Source organism: Nonomuraea sp. NPDC050153 (assembly GCF_044460125.1).
Taxonomy (GTDB): domain Bacteria; phylum Actinomycetota; class Actinomycetes; order Streptosporangiales; family Streptosporangiaceae; genus Nonomuraea.
The window spans coordinates 38,027-57,629 of the sequence record NZ_JBITJQ010000013.1 but is presented as its reverse complement, the minus strand read 5'-3'; the positions used below and the strand labels follow the sequence as shown (position 1 = coordinate 57,629).

The following is a 19,603-nucleotide window of genomic DNA, read 5'->3' as shown; positions in this document are numbered from 1 at the left end:
TCTGTCAGTTGTTGCGGGTCTTGCGGAGGCCGACGATCTGGAGTTCGGCGAACACGCCGACCACCAGGGCCTGGGCGATGGTCCAGACGGCGCCGATCGTGGTGAGGCCGGCCGCGCCGGTGACGACGGCGGCGACGCTGCCGAGGGTCCAGGCGATGTTCAGGGCGATCACGGCCCTGGTGGCGGCCGGGCTGATGGCGCGGCGGCCGGCGAGGAGGCCGACGGCGGCGCCGTACACCAGCAGGAAGGCGCCGATGCCGCGCAGCAGGCCCGCACCGGGGCCGAGCAGGTCGCTCACGGGGCCGGCGAAGGCGAGGTAGATCAGCCCGTTGCCGCCGGTGACGACAGCGTCGGCGGCCAGCGCGAGGCGCAGGAACTTCATCCGGTCGGCGGTGACGGTCAGGGCGGTGCTCATCGTCGGGCTCCCTTGGTGGCGGTTTCTTCGCGACACCTGAAAGATGCCAGCCGCGACGTAGGGGCCGCGATTACCCGTCACGTAAAGGGACCCGCCGAAAGCCCGTTCCACCTGCGGTGATGGTCATAGTGTGACGGTGGTCACCCGGCACGCGAAGGCCTCCCGGCGCCAGGCGCAGGGAGGCCGGGAAGGAGGGGGTTACGCGCCCAGGATCTCCCTGCGCAGGTGGGTCTTGAGGATCTTGCCGCCGGGGTTGCGCGGCAGCTCGCCCTCCCGGAACCAGATGTGCGCCGGGATCTTGAACTTGGCGATCCGGTCCTTGAGGAACGACTGGAGGTCCTCGGTGGCGACCGAGGTGCCGGGAGCCAGGCGGATGACCGCGCCGACCTCCTCGCCGAGCTCGTCGTGCGGCACCCCGATCACCGCCGCGTCGTCGACCGCCGGGTGCTCGAACAGGGCCGCCTCGACCTCCGCGCAGTAGACGTTCTCGCCGCCCCTGATCACCATGTCCTTGGCCCGGTCCACGATGTAGACGAAGCCCTCTTCGTCGATCTTGGCCAGGTCGCCGGTGTGCAGCCAGCCGTTGACGAACGTCTCGGCCGTCGCCTCCGGCTTCTGCCAGTAGCCCAGGATGACGTTCGGGCCGCGTACGCACAGCTCGCCCACCTCGCCGGGCGGCAGTTCGGCGCCCATGGGGTCGACCACGCGCACGTCCACGACGGGCGAGGGCAGGCCGATGCTGTCGGGCTTGGCGTGGTAGTCGGCGCCGCCGTTGCCGACGGCCAGGGCGGTCGTCTCGGTCATGCCGTAACCGTTGGAGGGGGCGCGGTTGGGGAGGTTCCGGGTGATGCGCTCCAGCAGCTTGGGCGGGGCGGGGGCGCCGCCGTACCCGAGGGTGGTCAGGGACGACAGGTCGTACTTGCCGAAGTCGGGGTGGGACATGAGCTGCCAGGCGTTCGTGGGCACGCCGATCATGGCGGTCACGCGCTCCCGCTCGATCAGGCGCAGCGCCTGCTCGGGGTCCCACTTGTACATGAGCACGAGGCCGCCGCCGGCGAACATCGTGGTGGTCAGGGCGGAGAAGCAGCCCGTGACGTGGAACAGGGGGACGGTCAGGAGCGTGATCCGGCGGGTGCCCGCCGCGGCGGCGACGTCCTTGCCCGCCATGGCCACCGCTCGCATGAGGCCGAAGGCGACGGTCATGGGGGACTGGCCGAGGTTGCGGTGGCTGCCCAGCGCCCCCTTGGGGCTGCCGGTGGTGCCGGAGGTGTAGAAGATCGTGGCGGGGTCCTCCGGGGCCAGCTCGACGGCGGGGAGCGTGACGTCGGCGGCGACCTCGCCCAGCACGTCGTCGAAGCCGCGCGCGCCATCCGGGACCTCGCCCCGGGCGACGATCAGCGGGAGGCCCGTCGAGGCGAGGCGGGCGGCGCGCTCGCCGTCCGCGATCAGCACCTTGGCGCCGGAGTCCCGCACGCCGTAGGCCAGCTCGGCCTCCGTCCACCAGGCGTTGAGCGGTACGGCGACGGCCCCCGCCGCCAGCGCGGCCGACAGGGAGACCACCCATTCGGGGTAGTTGCGCATGGCCACGCCCACCCGGTCGCCCTTTCGCACCCCGTACTCCTCGACCAGGCGGTTGGCGAGGGTGGCGGCGCGGCGGAAATGGTCCTCGAACGTGATGTGCTCGTCCTCGTACACGAGGAAGACCTTCTCGCCGTGGTAGCGGCTCATCTCCAGCAGCGCCCGGAAGTGGGTGGGCGCGTGCTTCCAGGTGCGTATCCCGGTGTCGCCGATCTCCTCGATCTCGAACAGCTGGCCGGGTCCGGTGAGCTGGGCCACGACCTGGGCATGCGAAGGGGACATACGCCGAACTCCCGGATGGTGGACGATTATTCTGGATAAATCACAGTACCGACCGGTAGGTACGTTGCGCTAGAGCAGCAGAAACGGCCCCATCCGGCCCGGCGCCGGGCGCGGTCGATTCATGAAAGTTTCATTATTCTTCCGATAGTTTCTGCTGTTAAGCTGCTGGTTTAGTGGCCGCTCCGGGTCGGCATTGACCCTCATCTCGCATGTCAATACCGTCTGCGGTGCGATCCGTCAGGGATCGAAAGCTTTCGGAATCGAGTGCCTGCCTCCGGAGGTAGATGTCCGTGCATTCGTCCTCGCCCGTCAGAGCCCTCCTCGCCCTCGCGGGGATGCTCGCAGCCTTCCTCCTGCCGGCCGGCCCGGCCCACGCCTCCGCGCCGTTACGCACCCACGCGGCGGCCAAGGGCAAGTTCATCGGGGCGGCGCTCGCCACCGGCCCGCTCGCCGGCGAGACCGCGTACCGCAACATCGCCGCCACCGAGTTCAGCCAGGTCACCGCCGAGAACGCGATGAAGTGGGACTCGACCGAGCCCAGCCAGGGCCAGTTCAACTTCTCCGGCGCCGACGCCATCGTCAACTTCGCCACCCAGAACAACCAGCAGGTCCACGGCCACACGCTCGTCTGGCACAACCAGACCCCGGGCTGGGTGCAGGGTCTGAGCGCCACCGCCATGCGCAGTGCCATGCAGAACCACATCAGCCAGGTCGTCGGCCACTACGCGAACAACTCGGCAGTGGTCTCCTGGGACGTGGTCAACGAGGTCTTCGACGACAGCGGCAACCTGCGCACCTCGTTCTGGTACAACACGCTGGGCCAGAGCTACATCGCCGACGCCTTCAGGGCCGCCCGCGCCGCCGACTCCGACGCGCGGCTGTGCATCAACGACTACAACACCGAGGGGATCAACGCCAAGAGCACCGCGATCTACAACCTGGTCTCGTCGCTGCGCCAGCAGGGCGTGCCCGTCGACTGCGTGGGCTTCCAGACGCACCTCGCGATCCAGTACGGCTTCCCGAACGACTTCCAGCAGAACCTCCAGCGCTTCGCCGCCCTCGGCGTCCAGGTCCGCATCACCGAGCTGGACGTGCGCATGGTGATGCCGAGGGACGCCACCAAGGACGCCACGCAGGCCACCTACTACCGCAACGTCGTCAACGCCTGCCTGGCGGTGACCGCGTGCGCCGGCGTGACGATCTGGGGCTTCACCGACAAGTACTCCTGGGTGCCCGACACGTTCTCCGGGCAGGGCGCGGCCCTGATCTACAACGAGAGCTACCAGCAGAAGCCGTCGTACACCGCCGTGCACGACGCGCTGGCCGGCGGCTCGACCACCGACCCCACCCCGCCGACCGCGCCGGGCACGCCCTCGGCGAGCGGCGTCACCTCGAACTCGGCCGCGCTCACCTGGACCGCCTCCACCGACAGCGGCGGGAGCGGGCTGGCCGGGTACGACGTCTACCGCGAGCAGGGCGCGAGCGACCAGCTCCTCGGCCAGTCCACGACCAACTCGATCTCGCTCACCGGGCTCAGCCCCTCGACCCAGTACCAGGTGTACGTCCGGGCACGTGACGGAGCCGGGAACGTCTCGGCGAACTCCGCCCTGGGCACCTTCACCACCACGGCCGGCCCGGGCGGCGGTGGCTGCACGGCCGCCGGGACCGTGCAGACCCAGTGGGCCACCGGGTACGTCGTCCAGCCCGTGACCGTCACCAACACCGGGACCTCCGCGATCACCGGCTGGACCGTCACCTTCACCCTGCCCGCCGGGCACACGCTGACCGGCTCGTGGAACGCGACCCTCACCGTCAGCGGGCAGACCGTCACCGCCAAGAACCTCGGCTACAACGGCAACCTGGCCCCGAACGCCGGCACCACCTTCGGCTTCCAGGTCAGCCGGCCGAGCGGCAACACGCAGACACCTTCCGGCTATACCTGCGCATAAGGTCCAAAGCTTTCACGACCTGCCGGTTCTCCGACCGGCAGGTCGTGGCGCGCCCGTGGACTGAAATTTACTTTCACTCTCAGAGATCCAGGTGAAGCCTACTTGCACATTGGGAGACCCTCATGCACCGTGGAACCAAGATTGAGAAAGGAGGGACGGTGCAGGTCAGGGGCCCGATTTGGGGAGGAGGTGAAACCTGCGATGTGCGATCCATCGGGCTTTGGGACCACGATCGTGCAAGAGCTCGGACGCATAGTCCGGGATGCGATCAAGTCAACACCCCGGACCGTACGGTTTCTCGTGATACTTGCCGCCGTTGTCATAGCGATCGGCGCTACCACAGCCATGATCGACTAAACGGCTGCCGCATGTAGTGGCAATACATGCGAACTGAGGTCAGGCTAACGTGGGGCGGGTCACGAGTCGACCTTCCCCATGTGATGCCTTGGTGAAGCTCACGGATCCAGCGTGATCCCCTCGCGCCTGAGGTCCTCGACGATGCCGTCCACCAGGCGCGTGGCGACCGTGCGGCGCAGCCGCCCCTCCTCCCGCAACTCCCGTACGGCGGGCACCGGGTCGGGGTCGGCGAACAGGCGCTCGTCGGAGTAGTCCACCGGCCGGCCGGTCGGATCGACGGTCCACCAGGAGGCCTCCATCGCGATCCCGTTCGGGTCGCTGAAGTAGATGGACCGCAGGAACCCGTGGTCGATGACGTCGGTGACCTCGCAGCCGTGCGCCTTGAGCCGGTCGCGCAGCCGGTTGAGCGCGTCCTCGTCCGGCAGGTGCAGCGACAGGTGGTCGAACTGCGCCGCCTTGGGGTATGGCACGCCGGCGGGTTTGGCGAAGCTGTCGAGCGGCTGGTCGGTGTACTCGAAGAAGGCGACGGTGTTACCCGGGGCCACCTCGAAGAAGTAGTGCTTGAACGCGGGAATGGCGAGGGTGGTGACGAGGCGGGCGTCGAGCACGCCGTGCCAGAATCGCACGGTGGCGTCCATGTCCGGGGTCACCAGGGCAAGGTGGTGCACGCCGCGCCAGTGCACCGTGTCCGGGGTCGCAGCCATGCGTCAACGGTACGCCTTTCAACTACTTCTGGTAAGCCGTCAGCCTTTCACCGATCCGGCGAAGCTGAAGGAACTGGCCAGGTATTTGTTGACGGCCACGTAGAGGAGCACCGCCGGCGCCGTGTAGAGAATCGAGAAAGCGGCCAGCTGGCCATAGGCCACTTGGCCGTACTGCGAGAAGAACGTGAAGATCGTGACCGCCGCCGGCTGCTTCTCCGGGGTGTCCAGCAGGACGAAGGGGGCGAAGAAGTTCCCCCACTGGCCGACGAAGACGAAGATGGCCACCACGGCGATCCCCGGGGCCATCAGCGGGCCCACCACCGCCGTCAGCGAGCGGAACCAGCCGGCCCCGTCCACCCAGGCGGCCTCCTCCAGGTTCACCGGCACCCCGTCCATGAAGTTCTTCATCATCCAGATCGAGAACGGCAGCGAGCTCGCCGTCAGGAAGAGCACCATGGCCGGCACGGAGCCGTACAGGTTGAAGCGGAAGAACATGGCGTAGACCGGCACGAGGATCGCCGTCACCGGCAGGCCCGTGGTGAACAGCAGGGTCAGCATGAAGTGGCGGCGGTAGCGGAGCTGGTAGCGCGACAGCGGGTAGGCGGCCAGCCCCGCCACCAGGACCGTCAGCACCGCCGTCGATCCCGAGATGACGATCGAGTTGATCAGGGGCAGGATGATCGTGTCCCAGGTCAGGACGGACTTGAAGTTGTCCAGGGAGAAGGAGAGCGTCGGCTTGGCGGCCAGGCTCGCCTCGGACTGGACGGAGGCGAGCAGGACCCAGAGGAACGGGCCCAGGAAGGCCAGGGTGATGAGCCCCAGCGAGAGCAGGGCGGCGGCGCGGGCGGCGAGCCTCGTCATGCGTCCTCCACCTTGATCAGGCGCAGGTAGATCAGGGAGAACAGCGCCCCGATGACCAGCATGACCAGCGCGATCGCCGAGCCGTAGCCGATCTCGAAATAGCGGAACGCCTGCTCGTACATGTACAGCGGCGTCGTCTGGCTGGCCGTGCCGGGCCCGCCGCCCGTCAGGGCGTAGATGAGGCCGAAGCTGGCCAGGGTCTGCAACGTGATCAGCATGAGGTTGGCCATGATGGAGCGGCGGATCAGCGGCAGCGTGATGTGGAGGAGCCGGCGGCCGGGCCCGGCGCCGTCCACGGCGGCGGCCTCGACCAGGTCGGCGGGCACCTCCGAGAGCGCGGCCGAGTAGACGAGCATGGAGAAGGCCGTGCCGCGCCAGATGTTGGCCAGGATCACCGCCAGCATGGGGGCCGTGTAGAGCCACTCCTGGGAGATGCCCAGGACCGTGTTGAGCGTGCCCTCCTCGGCCAGGAACGAGTACCAGCAGGCCGCGGCCACGACCTCCGGCACCACCCAGGCGGCGATCACCACGCCGTTGACGACGCTGCGCGTCACCCGGCCGCGGCCGCGCTGGAGGAGGGCGATGATCAGGCCCAGCGTGTTCTGGCCGATGACCGCCGAGCCGATGACGAAGACGAACGTCAGGAGGAACGAGTTCAGGAAGTTCGGGTCGCCGAACAGCTTGACGAAATTGGCCAGGCCCACGAACTGCGAGTGAACCGAGGCCGAGCCCGTCAACGTCTCGTTGGTGAAGGCTATGTAGAGGCTCCACAGGATCGGCCCCGCCAGGAAGAGCGCGAGCAGGACCAGGGCGGGGCCCAGGGGAAGGAGCCGGCGCATGGCGCCCCGCCGTGCCGAGCCGCGTACCGGGCGGCTCGTCACGGGCGGGGGCGGGGCCGTCACGATCGTCATCGCGCCAGGACCTTGTCGGGGCCGCCGACCGCGGCCGGGAGCGCCTTGGCGTAGCTCGCGGCGGCCTCCTCAGGGGTCTGCGAGCCGGTCACGACCGCCTCCATGGCCTCCTGGACCTGGGCGGAGACCTTCGGGTACACCTCGTACGCGGGCCGGTAGCGGGTGACGGAGGCCAGGTCGGTCCAGAACTTGACGCTCGGGTTGTCGGCGCTGTACTTCGGGTCGGTGGCCACGTCCTTGCGGGGGGCCAGGTCACCCGTGCCGACCGAGTAGGCCATCGAGTTCTCCTTGTTCGTGGCCGTCGTGATGAAGTCGAACGCCTCCTGCTTGTGCTTGGTGTACGCGCTCATCGCCATGACCCAGCCGCCCGACATGCTGATCGCGCCGGGCGTCTCGCCGTTCTGCGTCGGCATGGGCGTCCAGCCGATCTTCTGCGTCCACTCGGGCCACGGCTTGGTGCCGGTCGGCTTCCAGGCCGAGCTCGCCCAGGCCCCGTCGAGGGAGATGCCGAGCTTGGCGGCGGGGAACCATTCCATGGTCACCTTGTCGCCGAGCTTGGGGTTGTGGGCGTCGGCCTGCTTCGGGCCCAGCTCCTCCCGGAAAACGGTGTTGACGAAGGTCAGGGCGTCGGCGAAGTTCTTGCCGCCGGCCACCCACTTCTTCTGCGCGTCGTCGTACAGGGTGCCGCCGGGGGTGCCGTACAGGAGCATCTCGAAGCCCTGCATGGTCGCCGCCTCGCCGTGGATCTTCGTGGCGTACATGCTGAACGGGACGACGCCGGGCAGCTTCTGCTTGATCGTGCGGGCCGCCGTCAGCACGTCGTTCCAGGTCTTCGGCTCCCACGGCACCGGCAGGCCGGCCTTGGCGAAGACGTCCTTCTGGTACCAGAGGCCGCGCGTGTCCGTGCTGATCGGCACGCCATAGATCTTGCCGTCGCCGCCCTTGGCGGCCTGCTTGACCGAGTCGGGGAACTGGGTGCTCCAGTCGGGCCACTTGGCCAGGTAGTCGTCGAGCGGGGCCAGCTTGCCGGCCGCGACGTCCGCGTTGACCTGGAACGTGTCGTGGTAGTAGAGGTCGGGAGCCGAGTCGGGGGAGCGGTTGAGCAGCGCCAGCTTCGTGTAGTACGCCTCGTTGTTGCCCTGGACGGGCGTGAGCTTGATCGTGACGCCGGGGTGGGCGGCCTCGTACTGCTTCTTGGCGTTGCCGAGCATCTTCTCCAGGTACGGCCACGTCGGCTCGACCTTGTAGAGGACCTCGAGTTCCTTGGCGCCTGAAGTGTTCTGCGGGGTGCCGCCGCCGCACCCGGCGACGGCTGTCAGGAGGAGAAGGAGGGAACCGGCCAGCGTACGTCTCATCACGTGCTCCCCATGTTTCCTTGGGTTTGCGGAGAACGTAAATCTTTTTGATTTACTAAGTCAACACTCTGTGGTGACATGGCTCACATGCGAGTGGGCACGAACCTGCCCAAGGTGGGGAGCTACAACCGGGCCGTGGTCCTGGAGGCGATCCAGGCGTCCGACGGCATCAGCCGGGTGCAGATCGCCGCCCGCACCCTGCTGACCGCGCAGACCGTGTCCGTGATCGTACGCAGGCTGCTGGAGGACGGGCTCGTCGTCGAGGACGGGTCCGTGCCGTCGGGCGGGGGCAAGCCGCGGACGATCCTGCGCGTGGCCCCGGACGCCGGCTACGCGATCGGGGTGCACTTCGACCCCAAGGAGATCTCGTGCGTGCTGGCCGACCTGGCCGGGCGGCCGGTCGAGTCGCTGCGCCTGCCCGTACGGCCCGGCCTCGCGCCCGAGGCGGTGGTCCGGCGGATGGCCAGGGCCGCGCGGCGGATCCTGCGGGAGGCGGGGGTGGCGGACGGCAAGGTCCTCGGGGTGGGGCTGGCCTGCCCGGGGCCGCTGGACGCGAACGGGGTGATGGTGTCGCCGCCCAGGCTGCCCGAATGGGACCAGGTGCCGATCAAGGCGCTGCTGCGCGAGCACACGCGGTTCCCGGTGACCGTGGACAACGACGCCACCGCGGCGGCGATCGGGGAGCGGTGGGCCGGGATCGCGCGGACCACGCCGAGCTTCGCCTACCTGTACTTGGGGACGGGCATCGGTGGCGGGATATTTCTGGATAACCAGGTGTATCGGGGGCGGTCGCTGAACGCGGCCGAGTTCGGGCACATCACGGTCGAGCCCGACGGCCCCGAATGCTACTGCGGCAACCGGGGCTGCGTGGAGGCGGTCTGCTGCCCGAGCGCCATCGAGGCCGCCATGGGCGGGCGCGCCTCCCACGGCGCCGTCTGCGCGGCCGCCGCCAAGGGGGAGCCCGAGGCGCGGCGGGTGATCGAACGGGTGGCGGACCGGCTGGCCGACGCCGCCGTGAGCGTGGTGAACATGCTGGACATCGACCTGCTCGTGCTCGGCGGGCCCGCGCTCAGGGAGGTGGGGGAGCTCTACCGCGAGGTGATCGCGCGGGCCGTGTCGACCAGGACGCTGGCCCGGCGGCTGCACGCCGTCCGCGTGGAGACCTCGCCGATCGCGGCCGACGCCGCCGCGATCGGCGCGGCCTCACTGGTCTTCCACGCCACCTACGCGCCCCGCCTGGGCACCCTCCTCAGCGACTAGGCACGCCTCAGCCGGAGCGTGACCAGCTCGAACGGGCGCAGCGACACCGACAGGCCCTGCCCCGGCGCGCCCGTGGGGCGCTCCAGCAGGTCGGTGGCGACGACCTCGGCGACCGGGAAGCCCGGCGTCAGCGTGGCGCGGGCCCGGCCGCCCCTCGACTCGTGGAAGCGTACGATCACGTCGCCGCTCCCGTCGTCGGCCAGCTTGACCGCGGTCACCACCACGGCGTCGTCGTCCACCGTGACCAGCGGCTCCACCTCCGCCGCCGCGCCGGTCACCGGCCGCTCTGGCAGGTTGATGAAGTAGCCCTCGCGCACTGCGTCGCCGATCGTCGCGCCCGGCACGAGCGCGTGCCGGAAACGGTGCACGCCCTGGTCGGTCTCGGGGTCGGGGAAGCGCGGGGCGCGCAGCAGCGAGACGCGCACGGTGGTGGTCGTGCCCGAGTCCGGGCGCACGGCCCGGGTGACGTCGTGGCCGTAGGTCGAGTCGTTGACCAGCGCGACGCCCCAGCCGGGCTCCTCCACGTGCACGAAGCGGTGGTTGCACGCCTCGAACTTGGCCGCCTCCCAGCTGGTGTTGGTGTGCGTGGCTCGGTAGGCGTGGCCGTACTGGCTCTCGGAGGCGTACCGGTCGGCGCGCACGTCCAGCGGGAAGGCCAGCTTGAGGAACTTCTCCGTCTCGTGCCAGTCGACCTCGGTCAGGATGTCGAGCCGCCCGCCGGCCAGCGTGAGCACCTGCGTCACCGTGGACGACCCGAACGAGCGCCGGACGCGGACCCCGTCGCCGTCGAGGCTCACCTCGTCCGCGTCCGTCAGGTCGGTGACCGTGTTGCGGTAGAACTCGTCCACGTCCCAGGCGTCCCACTTGTTGGGGAAGTCGGGGTGGAGCTGGAGGAGGTTCGCCGCCCGGCCGGGCGGGACGCTCTCCCTGCCCGCCGTCAGGTCGTAGGCGGACACCACCAGACCGCGGGCGTCGACCTCCACCCTGAGCAGGTCGTTCTCCAGGACGAAGCCGCCGCCGTCGCGGTCGCGCACCTCCGTCCACCGCACGCCGGAGACGGCCTTCGCGCCTCCTCCGGGCACGCCGTGGCGGCTGTGCGGGGCACCGTTGAAGACCACCGTACGATCGCCGTCGCCGGCCAGGGCGCGCTGCGCGGTGTCGATGATCTCGTTCAGCTCCGCGGCCACCGCCTTGTACGTCCTGCGCGCCTCCCGGTGCACCCACGCGATCGACGAGCCGGGCAGGATGTCGTGGAACTGGTGCAGCAGCACCGTCTTCCAGATCCGGTCGAGCCGCTCGTACGGGTAGGCCGCGCCGGTGCGCACCGCCGCGGTCGCCGCCCACAGCTCGGCCTCCCTCAGCAGGGACTCGCTGCGCCGGTTGCCCTGCTTGGTCTTGGCCTGGCTGGTGAGCGTCGCGCGGTGCAGCTCCAGGTAGAGCTCGCCCACCCAGACCGGCGGGTTCGGGTACTCGGCCTCGGCCTTGGCGAAGAAGTCGGCGGGCGGCTCCCACGTGACCGCGGGCGAGCCCTCCAGGTCGCGCACTCTGGCCGCCTTGGCGACCATCTCGCGCGTCGTGCCGCCGCCCCCGTCGCCCCAGCCCGTCGGCGCGAGCGAGTGCCGCGCGAGGCCCTTGTCCTTGAAGTTGCGGGCCGCGTGCGCCAGCTGGTGGCCGGTCATCGAGCAGTTGTAGGTGTCCACCGGCGGGAAGTGCGTGAAGATCCGCGTCCCGTCGATGCCCTCCCACAGGAACGTGTGGTGCGGGAACGTGTTCGTCTGGCTCCACGAGATCTTCTGCGTGAGCAGCCGCTTCGACCCGGCCGCCTTGATGATCTGCGGCAGCCCCGCCGCGAACCCGAACGTGTCCGGCAGCCACACCTCCTCGTTGTCGACGCCGAACTCGTCGATGAAGAACCGCTTGCCGTGCACGAACTGCCGGGCCATCGCCTCGGAGCCGGGCATGTTCGTGTCGGACTCCACCCACATGCCGCCCGCCGGGACGAACCGGCCCGTGGCCACCGCCTTGGTCACCTTCGCCCACACCTCGGGGCGGTGCTCCTTGATCCACGCCCACTGCTGCGCCTGCGACATCGCGAACACGAAGTCCGGCTCGTCCTCCAGGAGCGCGGTCATGTTCGCGGCGGTGCGGGCCACCTTGCGCACGGTCTCGCGCAGCGGCCACAGCCAGGCCGAGTCGATGTGGGCGTGGCCGACGGCGCTGATCCGGTGCGCCGAGGGCACCGCCGGGGACGACAGCACGCCGGTCAGCTCGGCCCGGGCGGCGGCCGCCGTGCCGTTGACGTCCTGGAGATCGACGGCGTCCAGCGCGCGCTCCAGGGCCCGCAGCAGCTCCCAGCGGCGGGTGCCGTCGGCGGGCAGCTCCTGCATCAGCTCGCCCAGCACCTCCAGGTCCATCACGAGCTGCCACACGGTCTCGTCGAAGACGGCCAGGTCCATGCGGGCCAGCCGGTACAGCGGGTCGCCGCCGGCCGTCTCCTTGTCGCCCAGGCGCGTCGGCCGGAACGGCGGATGGCCGAGGATGACGGGGTTGGAGGCGGCCTCGACGTGCAGGCGCACCCGCTCGCCGCCCTCGACGGGGGAGCCGACGCGTACCCACTGGTTGCGCGGGTTGAGCCCCTTCACCGGCGAGCCGTCGGGGCGGTAGACCAGGCCCTCGCTCTGAAAGCCCGGCATGTTCTCGTCGAAGCCCAGGTCGAGGATGGCCTCCACGGTCCTGCCCGCCCACGCGGCGGGGACCGTGCCGGTGACCGTGAACCAGCTCGTGCCCCATGGCGCACCCCACGCGGTGCCGGGCGCGATCGGCTCGGGCGTCGCCGCGATCCCCTCCGCGACCGGCACGGGCTCGCCGGGCGCGTGCCAGACGGCCACCTCCAGCGGGACGGACTCGGGATAGACGGCCGGGCGGATGCGCTCGTCCAGCACCCGCCGCAGGCGGGCCTCGACCAGGTTGCGGTCATCGTGCATGTCAGGCGGCTCCCCACGGAAAGTCGAAAGATCAGCCTTTAGCACGTTAAGCAACCGGATCGCGCCCGGCAATGCACGCGACCAGCCGCCGCACTCGGCAGCGGTGGCGGATTCCCGACAAGTCCGGATCTAGCCACACCAATGCCATGGACAACGCCCATCCGGATGGCTAGGAATTCGGTATTCGTGCTTACCGATTCTCTGGAGGTCGTCCATGGGGCGATGGCGGGTTGCGGCCGTCTCCATGGTCATGGTCGCATCGTTAGTCTCGGCACCCGGCGCCCACGCGGGCGCCGAAGCGGCCGGAGCGCCGATGGCGTTCACGAGCGCCCCGGCCGGCGGCGAGATCACCCTGATCACCGGTGACCAGGTGCGGGTACGGGCCGTGGACGGCGAGCACCGCGCGGTCACGGTCACCCCGGCGCCGCGGGCGGACGGCTCGGTGCCGACGTTCCAGGTGCTGGAGACCGACACCGGCATGACGGTCATCCCCGACGACGTCGCCGCCTTGGTGCCCGACCGGCTCGACACCGCGCTGTTCGACGTCACCGAGCTGGCCGAGCAGGGTTACGGCGGGGGCGCCATCCCGCTCATCCTCACCTACGAGGGCAACGGCGCCAGGGCCGCCGTCCCCGCCGTCAGGCAGACCCGCACGCTGGAGAGCATCGGCGGCGCGGGCGTGTCGGTGGCCACGCGGGACGCCGCGGCGTTCGGGGCGGAACTGGCCAAGCTGGCCACCCCGGCCCTCCGGGCCGCGGGCCCACTGGCGGGGGTGCGGAAGATCTGGCTCGACCGCAAGGTGAAGCCGGACCTGGAACAGAGCGTGCCGCAGATCGGCGCCCCCGAGGCGTGGGCGGCCGGGTACGACGGCACCGGCACGACCGTGGCCGTCCTGGACACCGGCGTGGACGCCGCGCACGCCGACCTCGCGGGCAAGGTCGCGGACCAGCGCGACTTCACCGGCCAGAGCGTCACCGGCGACCCCCACGGGCACGGCACGCACGTCGCCGGCACCATCGCGGGCACGGGCACGGGCACGGGCACGGGCACGGGCGGCGTCGGCAAGGGCGTCGCGCCCGGCGCGCGGCTGCTCAACGGCCGCGTGCTCGACGCCGACGGCTACGGCCGGCTGTCGTGGATCATCGACGGCATGGAGTGGGCGGCCGGCGAGAAGCACGCCGAGGTCGTCAACATGAGCCTGGGCAGCCGCGAGCCCGGCGGCCCGCTCACCGCGGCGGTGACGCAGCTCAGCAAGCAGTACGGCACGCTGTTCGTGGTCGCCGCCGGCAACGACGGCTGCGACCGGTGCGTGGGCGCCCCGGGCGACGCCCCCGAGGCGCTGACCGTCGGCGCGGTGGACAAGAAGGACGCGCTGGCGCCCTTCTCCAGCAGGGGCCCGATCACGGCCGACCTGTCCGTCAAGCCCGACGTCACCGCCCCAGGAGTGGACATCACCGCCGCCAAGGCGGGCGGCGGCAGCCTCACGCTGTCCGGCACCTCGATGGCCACCCCGCACGTCGCTGGCGCGGCGGCGCTGCTGCGCCAGGCCCGCCCGGGGATCGCCGCGAACGAGCTCAAGTCGCTGCTCATGACCGCCGCCAGGCCGGGACGGGACATCCCCGTGGACGCGCAGGGCGCGGGCCGCGTCGACGTGGCCGCCGCGCTCAAGGGCTCGGTCGTGGCCTCGACGGGCTCGGCGAGCTTCGGCAGGCTCACCACCGGCGAGCGGAAGAGCCTCACCGTGGGCTACCACAACCTCGGCCAGACGCCCGCCGAGCTGGACCTGTCGGCCGGCGACGCGTTCACCGTGGAGCCGTCCAAGCTCACCGTGCCCGCGGGCGGGACGGCCGAGGCGCGGGTCACGGCCAAGGCGGCCGAGAGCGGGCTGGTGCGCCAGGAGCTGACGGCCGCCGTCGCGGGCGGCAGCCCGGTCCGCACGCTGCTGAGCGCCAGTGTCGACGACAAGCGGGTCGAGCTACGCGTACGGGGCATCGCCCGGGACGGCCGCACCGGCCGCGGCGGGTTCACCGTGCTCAACCTGGACGAAGGCACCCTGGTCGGCCGCCTGCTGCCCGGCGACGCGACCCAGCCCTGCACCGACCAGAAGTACGGCACCGGCACCTGCCTGCTGGTCAAGCCCGGCACCTATTCCGTGCTCGGCCACATCTTCACCATGCCCGCCACGCAGGACAGCACCGCCGGCGGCAAGCCGCTCAACGAGAGCCTGCTCGGCGACCCGGAAATGAAGATCACGGAGAACACCGAGGTCGTGCTGGACGCCCGCAAGGCGGTCGAGGTGAAGATCGAGACGCCCGACCACAGGACCAAGCGGAACACCGGCGCCGCCGGGGCCCTCATGTGGTACCGCTCCAGCGAGGAGGGCACCGCGTTGCGCGGCGGCACCACCATCTCGCCCGGCGGGCAGATCGAGGAGCGGCTGTTCGTCCAGCCCACCAGGAAGGTCACCAAGGGCACCTTCATCGTCGCCACCCGCTGGCGGCTGGCGGCCCCCGAGATCGAGCTGTCCACGCCCGGCCTGGACCTGGAGCCGCAGTACGTCGACCCGGTCCAGTTCAGCGACTTCTCCACCGAGTATCCGCGCCTGGACGGCACCAAGCTGCTCATGGCCGTGGACGCGGGCCGGGGCGGCGCCGAGGAGATCAAGGCCCGCGACCTGCGCGGCAAGCTCGCCGTCATCCGCCGCACCGACGGCGTGCCCGTCTCCACCCAGTCCAACGCCGCCGCGGCCGCCGGGGCGAAGCTGGTGGCCGTCTACAGCGACCGGCCGGGGGCCGACGTCACCACCGGTGGCAACAAGGTCAAGCTCGCCGTCCCGACCGTGCGCCTGACGCACGAGGAGGGGCTGAAGCTGGTCGAGCGGCTGCGCCGGCTGCCCGTGCCGATCCTGGCCAAGGGCGTCGTCGCCAGCCCGTACGTGTACGACCTGTACCTGCGCGAGAAGGGCCGGGTGCGCGACTCGCTCACCTACGTGGTCAGGACGAGGTCGCTGGCCAGGATCGAGACCGGCTACCACAGCCAGCTGGCCGACGACGTGACGATGAACGAGGCCAGGTTCGTCTTCGAGCCGTGGGACACCTCGTCCATCTCCACGAACCTCCCCCTGGCCAAGACGCCGCGCACCCGTACGGACTACGTCACCCCCGACCCCGAGCTGAAGTGGAGCACGTCGGCGGGCAGCCCAGAACGGTCCTACAACAACATGTGGCCGCACCCGGACACGCCGCGCGTCCTGCTGTCGTCGCCGGAGTTCCGCCCCTACGAGGTGGGGGAGCGGGTCAACCGGACGCTGCTCAAGCAGCCGCTGCTGCCCGGCGTCAACCCGCGCAACCCGCTGCGCCGGGACGGCGACCGGCTGCGCATCTCGATGCAGGGCTTCGTGGACGCCGACCGCAACTACGGCGACGCCTACACCAGCATGTTCGAGCACGGCCTGAAGACCGACTTCCGGCTCTACCAGGGCGACAAGCTGCTGCTGCAGACGAACTACCTGCCCTCGGGGTCGGGGATGCTCCCGCCGGAGCCGGGCACGTACCGGATCGAGTACGACGTCGCCAACGAGGCCGAGTGGGCCAGGCTGTCCACCCGCACGCGGGCGGTGTGGACGTTCGGCTCGGAGCACACCACGGAGACGACGGTGGTCCCGCTGCTGCTGGCCTCCTTCGACGCGCCCGTGGACCTGAAGAACCAGGCCAGGTCGCACCGGCTCGGCCTGTCGCTCTACCACCAGGAGGGCGCGCCGCAGAGCGCGGTCAAGGACCTCTCGCTGGAGGTCTCGTACGACGACGGCGCCACCTGGAAGCCGGCCCGCCTGCGTGACAAGGGCGATCGGGCCTACGAGACGACGCTCGGCCACCCGGCGGCGGCATCGCCGTCCGGCTTCGTCTCGCTGCGGCTGAAGGCCTCCGACGTCAACGGCAACACCCTGTCGCAGGAGGTGATCCGCGCCTACGCGGTGCGCTGAACGCCGTGCAGGAGGGTGTCGATCACCCTCGTGGCCAGCGTGTCGGGATCGGAGCCTGGGGGAGAGCCGTGCGCGGCCTCCCCCAGCAGCGCGAGATAGACCTGCCGGGCCCAGACGAGGTCGGCGCCCGGGTCCAGCAGCTTGCCGAACACCGCCTCGCACAGCTCCATCACCTCGGCCCGCACCTCCTGCGCCTGCTTGCTGAGCGGCACCTGGCGGGCCAGCGTGAACCGCCAGCCGGGCTTGATCCGCAGGATGTTGGCCGTGGCCTGATGGAGCGCCACCTGGGCGGGCGCGGTGTGCGGGCGGGCGGTGTGCACGGCCTCCTGGATCTCCCGCCACGCGGCCACCTCCATGGCCTCGATCAGCGCCTCCCGGCTGGCGAACCTGCGGTGGACGGTGGCCCTGGCCACGCCCGCCGCCTCGGCGACCTGCTCCATCGTGGCCACCGGATTGGCGCTGAGCACGTCTTCCGCCGCCGCCATGATCGCGCGCATGCTGCGCTCGGCGTCAGCCCGCAGTCTTCCCATGGAGGAGACGCTACAGCCAAATATGTGAGACAAAAAGTTGCAGATTCACTAGAAACTGCTACTTTCTAACTCATGACTTACGCACTTGTCACCGGCGCCTCCTCCGGGATCGGCGCCGAGTTCGCGCGTCAGCTGGCCGCCCGCGGGCACGATCTGGTGCTGGTCGCCAGGTCCGGCCCCGCGCTCGAAACCCTCGCCGCCGCGCTGCGCCAGGCCCACGGGGTCCGGGCCGAGGTCCTCGTCCAGGACCTGTCCGCCCCCGACGCGGCCACGCGCGTCGCCGGGGAGGTGGCCGCCCGCGGGATCGCCGTCGAGCTGCTCGTCAACAACGCCGGCTTCGGCACGGCCGGGCACTTCGCGCAGATCGCGCCGGAGCGCGAGCACGAGGAGCTCATGGTCAACGTCGTCGCGCTGGTGGGGCTGACGCACGCGTTCCTGCCGGGCATGCTCGCCCGCGGCTGCGGCGGCGTGCTGAACGTGGGCTCCACGGCCGGCTTCAACGTCGCCCCGTACTTCGCGACCTACGCCTCGTCCAAGACGTTCGTGCTCAACTTCAGCCTCGCGCTCTGGAGCGAGCTGCGCGGCAGCGGCGTGAAGGTGCTGGCGGTCGCGCCGGGGCCGGTCGAGACCCCGTTCTTCGACAAGATCGGCACCAGGCAGGCGGCCATCGGCGCCAGGCCCGCCACCCCCGAGCTGGTCGTCACCTCGGCCCTGCGCGCGCTCGACCGCGACCGCGGCTACGTCGTCCCCGGCCGCGGCAATCTGGGCCTGGCCCACCTGATGCCGCGCCGCCCGCGCAAGCTTCTGGCCCGCATCGGCCGCCGCGTCACCCGCCAGGTCGCCGACGCCCTCACGCCCTCCCCCGGACGTGGCTGAGGCCGCCTGGTCCGCGCTCGGGCGGGACGCAGGCGGCCGTGGGGACGGGGCGGTTCACCGGCCGGCGAGCCAAGCCTGCTCCCGGGTGACGGCGGCCTCCTGCGGGAAGGCGGCCCGGGTGAGCAGGGTCTGCGCCACGCCCGCCTTGAGCAGGGCGGCCATCCGGACCACCGGCACCAGGGTCAGGGCGAACAGGACGCCCGCCACGGTGTTGGCGATCACGAACGTCGTGGGGTCGGCGTAGAACCCGAGCCACCCGGGCACGCCGTCGCCGACGCCCGGGATCCGGGCGATCGCCCAGCCGTAGATGGGGAAGGTCAGGCCGGCGACGGCCCCGAGCCACCACGTGGCGGTCAGGACGAAGGAGACCAGCGCGAACGGGAACGCGATGATCCCGTGCAGCAGGTCCATCCACGACTGCCCGCCGGCCAGGGGGTTCATCGTGCGGCGGAACCAGCCCGCGCCCTCGGGGACCGGCGTGTACGGCGGACGGGCGACGCGGTGGCCGAGCACGCCCGGCAGCGCGACGCGTTCGAGGTCGGCCAGGTGCCTGGAGGCGGCGGCGGTCGCGGCGAGCACGGGCAGGCCGACGAAGGCCACGGCCGCGCCCAGGCCGGCCGAGACCCCGACGACGGTGACGCTGAAGGAGACGAGGGCCAGGGGGAGTCCGAACAGGGCGTAGCGGGTGTCGGTGGCGAGTCTGCGCTGGAGGGTTCTCATGGGAAGAACGCTACGGACCGGGGCCGGGCCGGATCGAACCTGCGCGCGGCCCAATCCATGGTAGGGACAGCCCTACCGGAAGCCGCGGTCCGCGCGGTCGCGGCGGAAGGCGTCCAAACGGTCGAAGTCCAGGTCGTGGGCGGCGACCGGCGCGTCGCCCGTGCCGGTGAAGAAACCAGCGCGGGTCCGCGGGCAGGGGTTGGCGAACCCGGCGACCCCCGCGCAGGGATGCCCGTGGTAGGTGGTCTCGTGATGCCAGTCGCTCACCGCCACGTACGTCATGAACTCGTACGCCCGCGCCACGGTCATGTGCTGCCACAGCTCGCGCGCCGGGGCGGGGCCGTCCCAGCGGGTGACCGAGAAGGCCGGCACCAGCACCGCGTCGAGGCCGTCGCGCCCGGCCAGGCTGGCCGAATACCACAGGTCGGCGCAGAGCAGGACGTGCAGGCGGCGGCCGTTCAGCTCGAAGCCGTCGCCCGGGAGACCGGGGACCACGCCCGAGCGCAGTTCGAGCCCGTACGGGTGGACCTTGTCGTACTCGGTCAGCAGCCCGCCCCCGGCGTCGAAGGCCGCGCCCCGGTTGACCGGGCCATTGACCGGGCCATTCGCCGGGCCGTCGTAGTGGGACCCGCCCACGACCGCCATCCCCGCCCCCGTGGCCAGGGCGCGCACCCTGGCCAGGTATTCGGCGCGCGGCAGGTTCGCGCCCACCAGCTCGGGCAGGAGCGCCACGTCTCCCGAGCGCCCGGTGAGGAGCTTCTCGATCGCGTCGAAGTTGGCGTGGCCGTCGGGGGACCAGTGCGGGGGCTGAACCAGGAGGATCTTCACCCCTCCACTGT

Annotated in this window: 14 protein-coding genes; 4 read left to right on the top strand and 10 right to left on the bottom strand. The window is 70.9% G+C overall.

The annotated features are described in order from the left end of the window. Nucleotides 1-4 precede the first annotated feature (4 nt). Complete coding sequence (locus ACIBQ1_RS29365; protein WP_397282515.1) at nucleotides 5-415, bottom strand: hypothetical protein; 411 nt, start codon at nucleotides 413-415, stop codon at nucleotides 5-7. A gap of 198 nt (nucleotides 416-613) precedes the next feature. After that, nucleotides 614-2,275, bottom strand: a complete 1,662-nt coding sequence (locus ACIBQ1_RS29360) for a class I adenylate-forming enzyme family protein (protein ID WP_397282514.1) — start codon at nucleotides 2,273-2,275, stop codon at nucleotides 614-616. 284 nt (nucleotides 2,276-2,559) lie between these two features. Between ACIBQ1_RS29360 and ACIBQ1_RS29355 the strand changes: the two genes are divergently transcribed. Beyond that, complete coding sequence (locus ACIBQ1_RS29355; protein ID WP_397282513.1) at nucleotides 2,560-4,224, top strand: endo-1,4-beta-xylanase; 1,665 nt, start codon at nucleotides 2,560-2,562, stop codon at nucleotides 4,222-4,224. Nucleotides 4,225-4,679: 455 nt separating this feature from the next. Here ACIBQ1_RS29355 and ACIBQ1_RS29350 read toward each other — a convergent pair whose 3' ends face one another. From ACIBQ1_RS29350 to ACIBQ1_RS29335, 4 genes are read right to left on the bottom strand one after another with little or no spacing between them, the layout of a single operon-like run. Continuing rightward, on the bottom strand, nucleotides 4,680-5,285 hold the full coding sequence (locus tag ACIBQ1_RS29350) for a VOC family protein (RefSeq protein ID WP_397282512.1): 606 nt from the start codon (nucleotides 5,283-5,285) through the stop codon (nucleotides 4,680-4,682). A 39-nt stretch (nucleotides 5,286-5,324) separates the two neighbouring features. Further along, nucleotides 5,325-6,146, bottom strand: coding sequence for a carbohydrate ABC transporter permease (locus ACIBQ1_RS29345; RefSeq protein ID WP_397282511.1), 822 nt, complete (start codon nucleotides 6,144-6,146; stop codon nucleotides 5,325-5,327). Then, entirely contained in the window at nucleotides 6,143-7,057 is a 915-nt protein-coding gene (locus ACIBQ1_RS29340; RefSeq protein WP_397282510.1) for a carbohydrate ABC transporter permease, read from the bottom strand. The genes ACIBQ1_RS29345 and ACIBQ1_RS29340 overlap by 4 nt, the downstream gene beginning before the upstream one ends. Further along, nucleotides 7,054-8,412, bottom strand: a complete 1,359-nt coding sequence (locus ACIBQ1_RS29335) for an extracellular solute-binding protein (RefSeq protein ID WP_397282509.1) — start codon at nucleotides 8,410-8,412, stop codon at nucleotides 7,054-7,056. Before ACIBQ1_RS29335 ends, ACIBQ1_RS29340 begins: the two co-directional genes overlap by 4 nt. An 87-nt stretch (nucleotides 8,413-8,499) precedes the next feature. On the opposite strand from ACIBQ1_RS29335, the gene ACIBQ1_RS29330 reads away from it, so the two are divergent. After that, nucleotides 8,500-9,672, top strand: coding sequence for an ROK family transcriptional regulator (locus ACIBQ1_RS29330; protein WP_397282508.1), 1,173 nt, complete (start codon nucleotides 8,500-8,502; stop codon nucleotides 9,670-9,672). On the opposite strand, the gene ACIBQ1_RS29325 is transcribed toward ACIBQ1_RS29330, so the two are convergent. Continuing rightward, nucleotides 9,669-12,656: an alpha-mannosidase gene (locus ACIBQ1_RS29325; protein WP_397282507.1), complete on the bottom strand. Its 2,988-nt coding sequence runs from the start codon at nucleotides 12,654-12,656 to the stop codon at nucleotides 9,669-9,671. The two genes, ACIBQ1_RS29330 and ACIBQ1_RS29325, sit on opposite strands and share 4 nt — an antisense overlap. A gap of 313 nt (nucleotides 12,657-12,969) precedes the next feature. Here ACIBQ1_RS29325 and ACIBQ1_RS29320 point away from each other — a divergent pair, with 313 nt between their 5' ends. Continuing rightward, on the top strand, nucleotides 12,970-16,638 hold the full coding sequence (locus tag ACIBQ1_RS29320) for a S8 family peptidase (protein WP_397282506.1): 3,669 nt from the start codon (nucleotides 12,970-12,972) through the stop codon (nucleotides 16,636-16,638). Here ACIBQ1_RS29320 and ACIBQ1_RS29315 read toward each other — a convergent pair. After that, complete coding sequence (locus ACIBQ1_RS29315) at nucleotides 16,623-17,168, bottom strand: TetR/AcrR family transcriptional regulator (protein ID WP_397282505.1); 546 nt, start codon at nucleotides 17,166-17,168, stop codon at nucleotides 16,623-16,625. The two genes, ACIBQ1_RS29320 and ACIBQ1_RS29315, sit on opposite strands and share 16 nt — an antisense overlap. Nucleotides 17,169-17,240: 72 nt before the next feature. Between ACIBQ1_RS29315 and ACIBQ1_RS29310 the strand changes: the two genes are divergently transcribed. Continuing rightward, entirely contained in the window at nucleotides 17,241-18,044 is an 804-nt protein-coding gene (locus tag ACIBQ1_RS29310) for an SDR family NAD(P)-dependent oxidoreductase (RefSeq protein WP_397282504.1), read from the top strand. A gap of 54 nt (nucleotides 18,045-18,098) precedes the next feature. Here the strand turns inward: ACIBQ1_RS29310 and ACIBQ1_RS29305 are convergent, their stop codons facing one another. After that, complete coding sequence (locus ACIBQ1_RS29305; RefSeq protein WP_397282503.1) at nucleotides 18,099-18,764, bottom strand: sensor domain-containing protein; 666 nt, start codon at nucleotides 18,762-18,764, stop codon at nucleotides 18,099-18,101. Between the two features lie 72 nt (nucleotides 18,765-18,836). After that, nucleotides 18,837-19,592: a carbon-nitrogen hydrolase family protein gene (locus ACIBQ1_RS29300; protein ID WP_397282502.1), complete on the bottom strand. Its 756-nt coding sequence runs from the start codon at nucleotides 19,590-19,592 to the stop codon at nucleotides 18,837-18,839. Nucleotides 19,593-19,603: the final 11 nt, after the last annotated feature.

Excerpts from the sequence above, each read along its gene's own strand:
- ACIBQ1_RS29365 (WP_397282515.1), bottom strand. The coding sequence starts at position 415 with ATGAGCACCGCCCTGACCGTCACCGCCGACCGGATGAAGTTCCTGCGC.
- ACIBQ1_RS29360 (WP_397282514.1), bottom strand. The coding sequence starts at position 2,275 with ATGTCCCCTTCGCATGCCCAGGTCGTGGCCCAGCTCACCGGACCCGGC.
- ACIBQ1_RS29355 (WP_397282513.1), top strand. The coding sequence starts at position 2,560 with ATGTCCGTGCATTCGTCCTCGCCCGTCAGAGCCCTCCTCGCCCTCGCG.
- ACIBQ1_RS29350 (WP_397282512.1), bottom strand. The coding sequence starts at position 5,285 with ATGGCTGCGACCCCGGACACGGTGCACTGGCGCGGCGTGCACCACCTT.
- ACIBQ1_RS29345 (WP_397282511.1), bottom strand. The coding sequence starts at position 6,146 with ATGACGAGGCTCGCCGCCCGCGCCGCCGCCCTGCTCTCGCTGGGGCTC.
- ACIBQ1_RS29340 (WP_397282510.1), bottom strand. The coding sequence starts at position 7,057 with ATGACGATCGTGACGGCCCCGCCCCCGCCCGTGACGAGCCGCCCGGTA.
- ACIBQ1_RS29335 (WP_397282509.1), bottom strand. The coding sequence starts at position 8,412 with ATGAGACGTACGCTGGCCGGTTCCCTCCTTCTCCTCCTGACAGCCGTC.
- ACIBQ1_RS29330 (WP_397282508.1), top strand. The coding sequence starts at position 8,500 with ATGCGAGTGGGCACGAACCTGCCCAAGGTGGGGAGCTACAACCGGGCC.
- ACIBQ1_RS29325 (WP_397282507.1), bottom strand. The coding sequence starts at position 12,656 with ATGCACGATGACCGCAACCTGGTCGAGGCCCGCCTGCGGCGGGTGCTG.
- ACIBQ1_RS29320 (WP_397282506.1), top strand. The coding sequence starts at position 12,970 with ATGGCGTTCACGAGCGCCCCGGCCGGCGGCGAGATCACCCTGATCACC.
- ACIBQ1_RS29315 (WP_397282505.1), bottom strand. The coding sequence starts at position 17,168 with ATGGGAAGACTGCGGGCTGACGCCGAGCGCAGCATGCGCGCGATCATG.
- ACIBQ1_RS29310 (WP_397282504.1), top strand. The coding sequence starts at position 17,241 with ATGACTTACGCACTTGTCACCGGCGCCTCCTCCGGGATCGGCGCCGAG.
- ACIBQ1_RS29305 (WP_397282503.1), bottom strand. The coding sequence starts at position 18,764 with ATGAGAACCCTCCAGCGCAGACTCGCCACCGACACCCGCTACGCCCTG.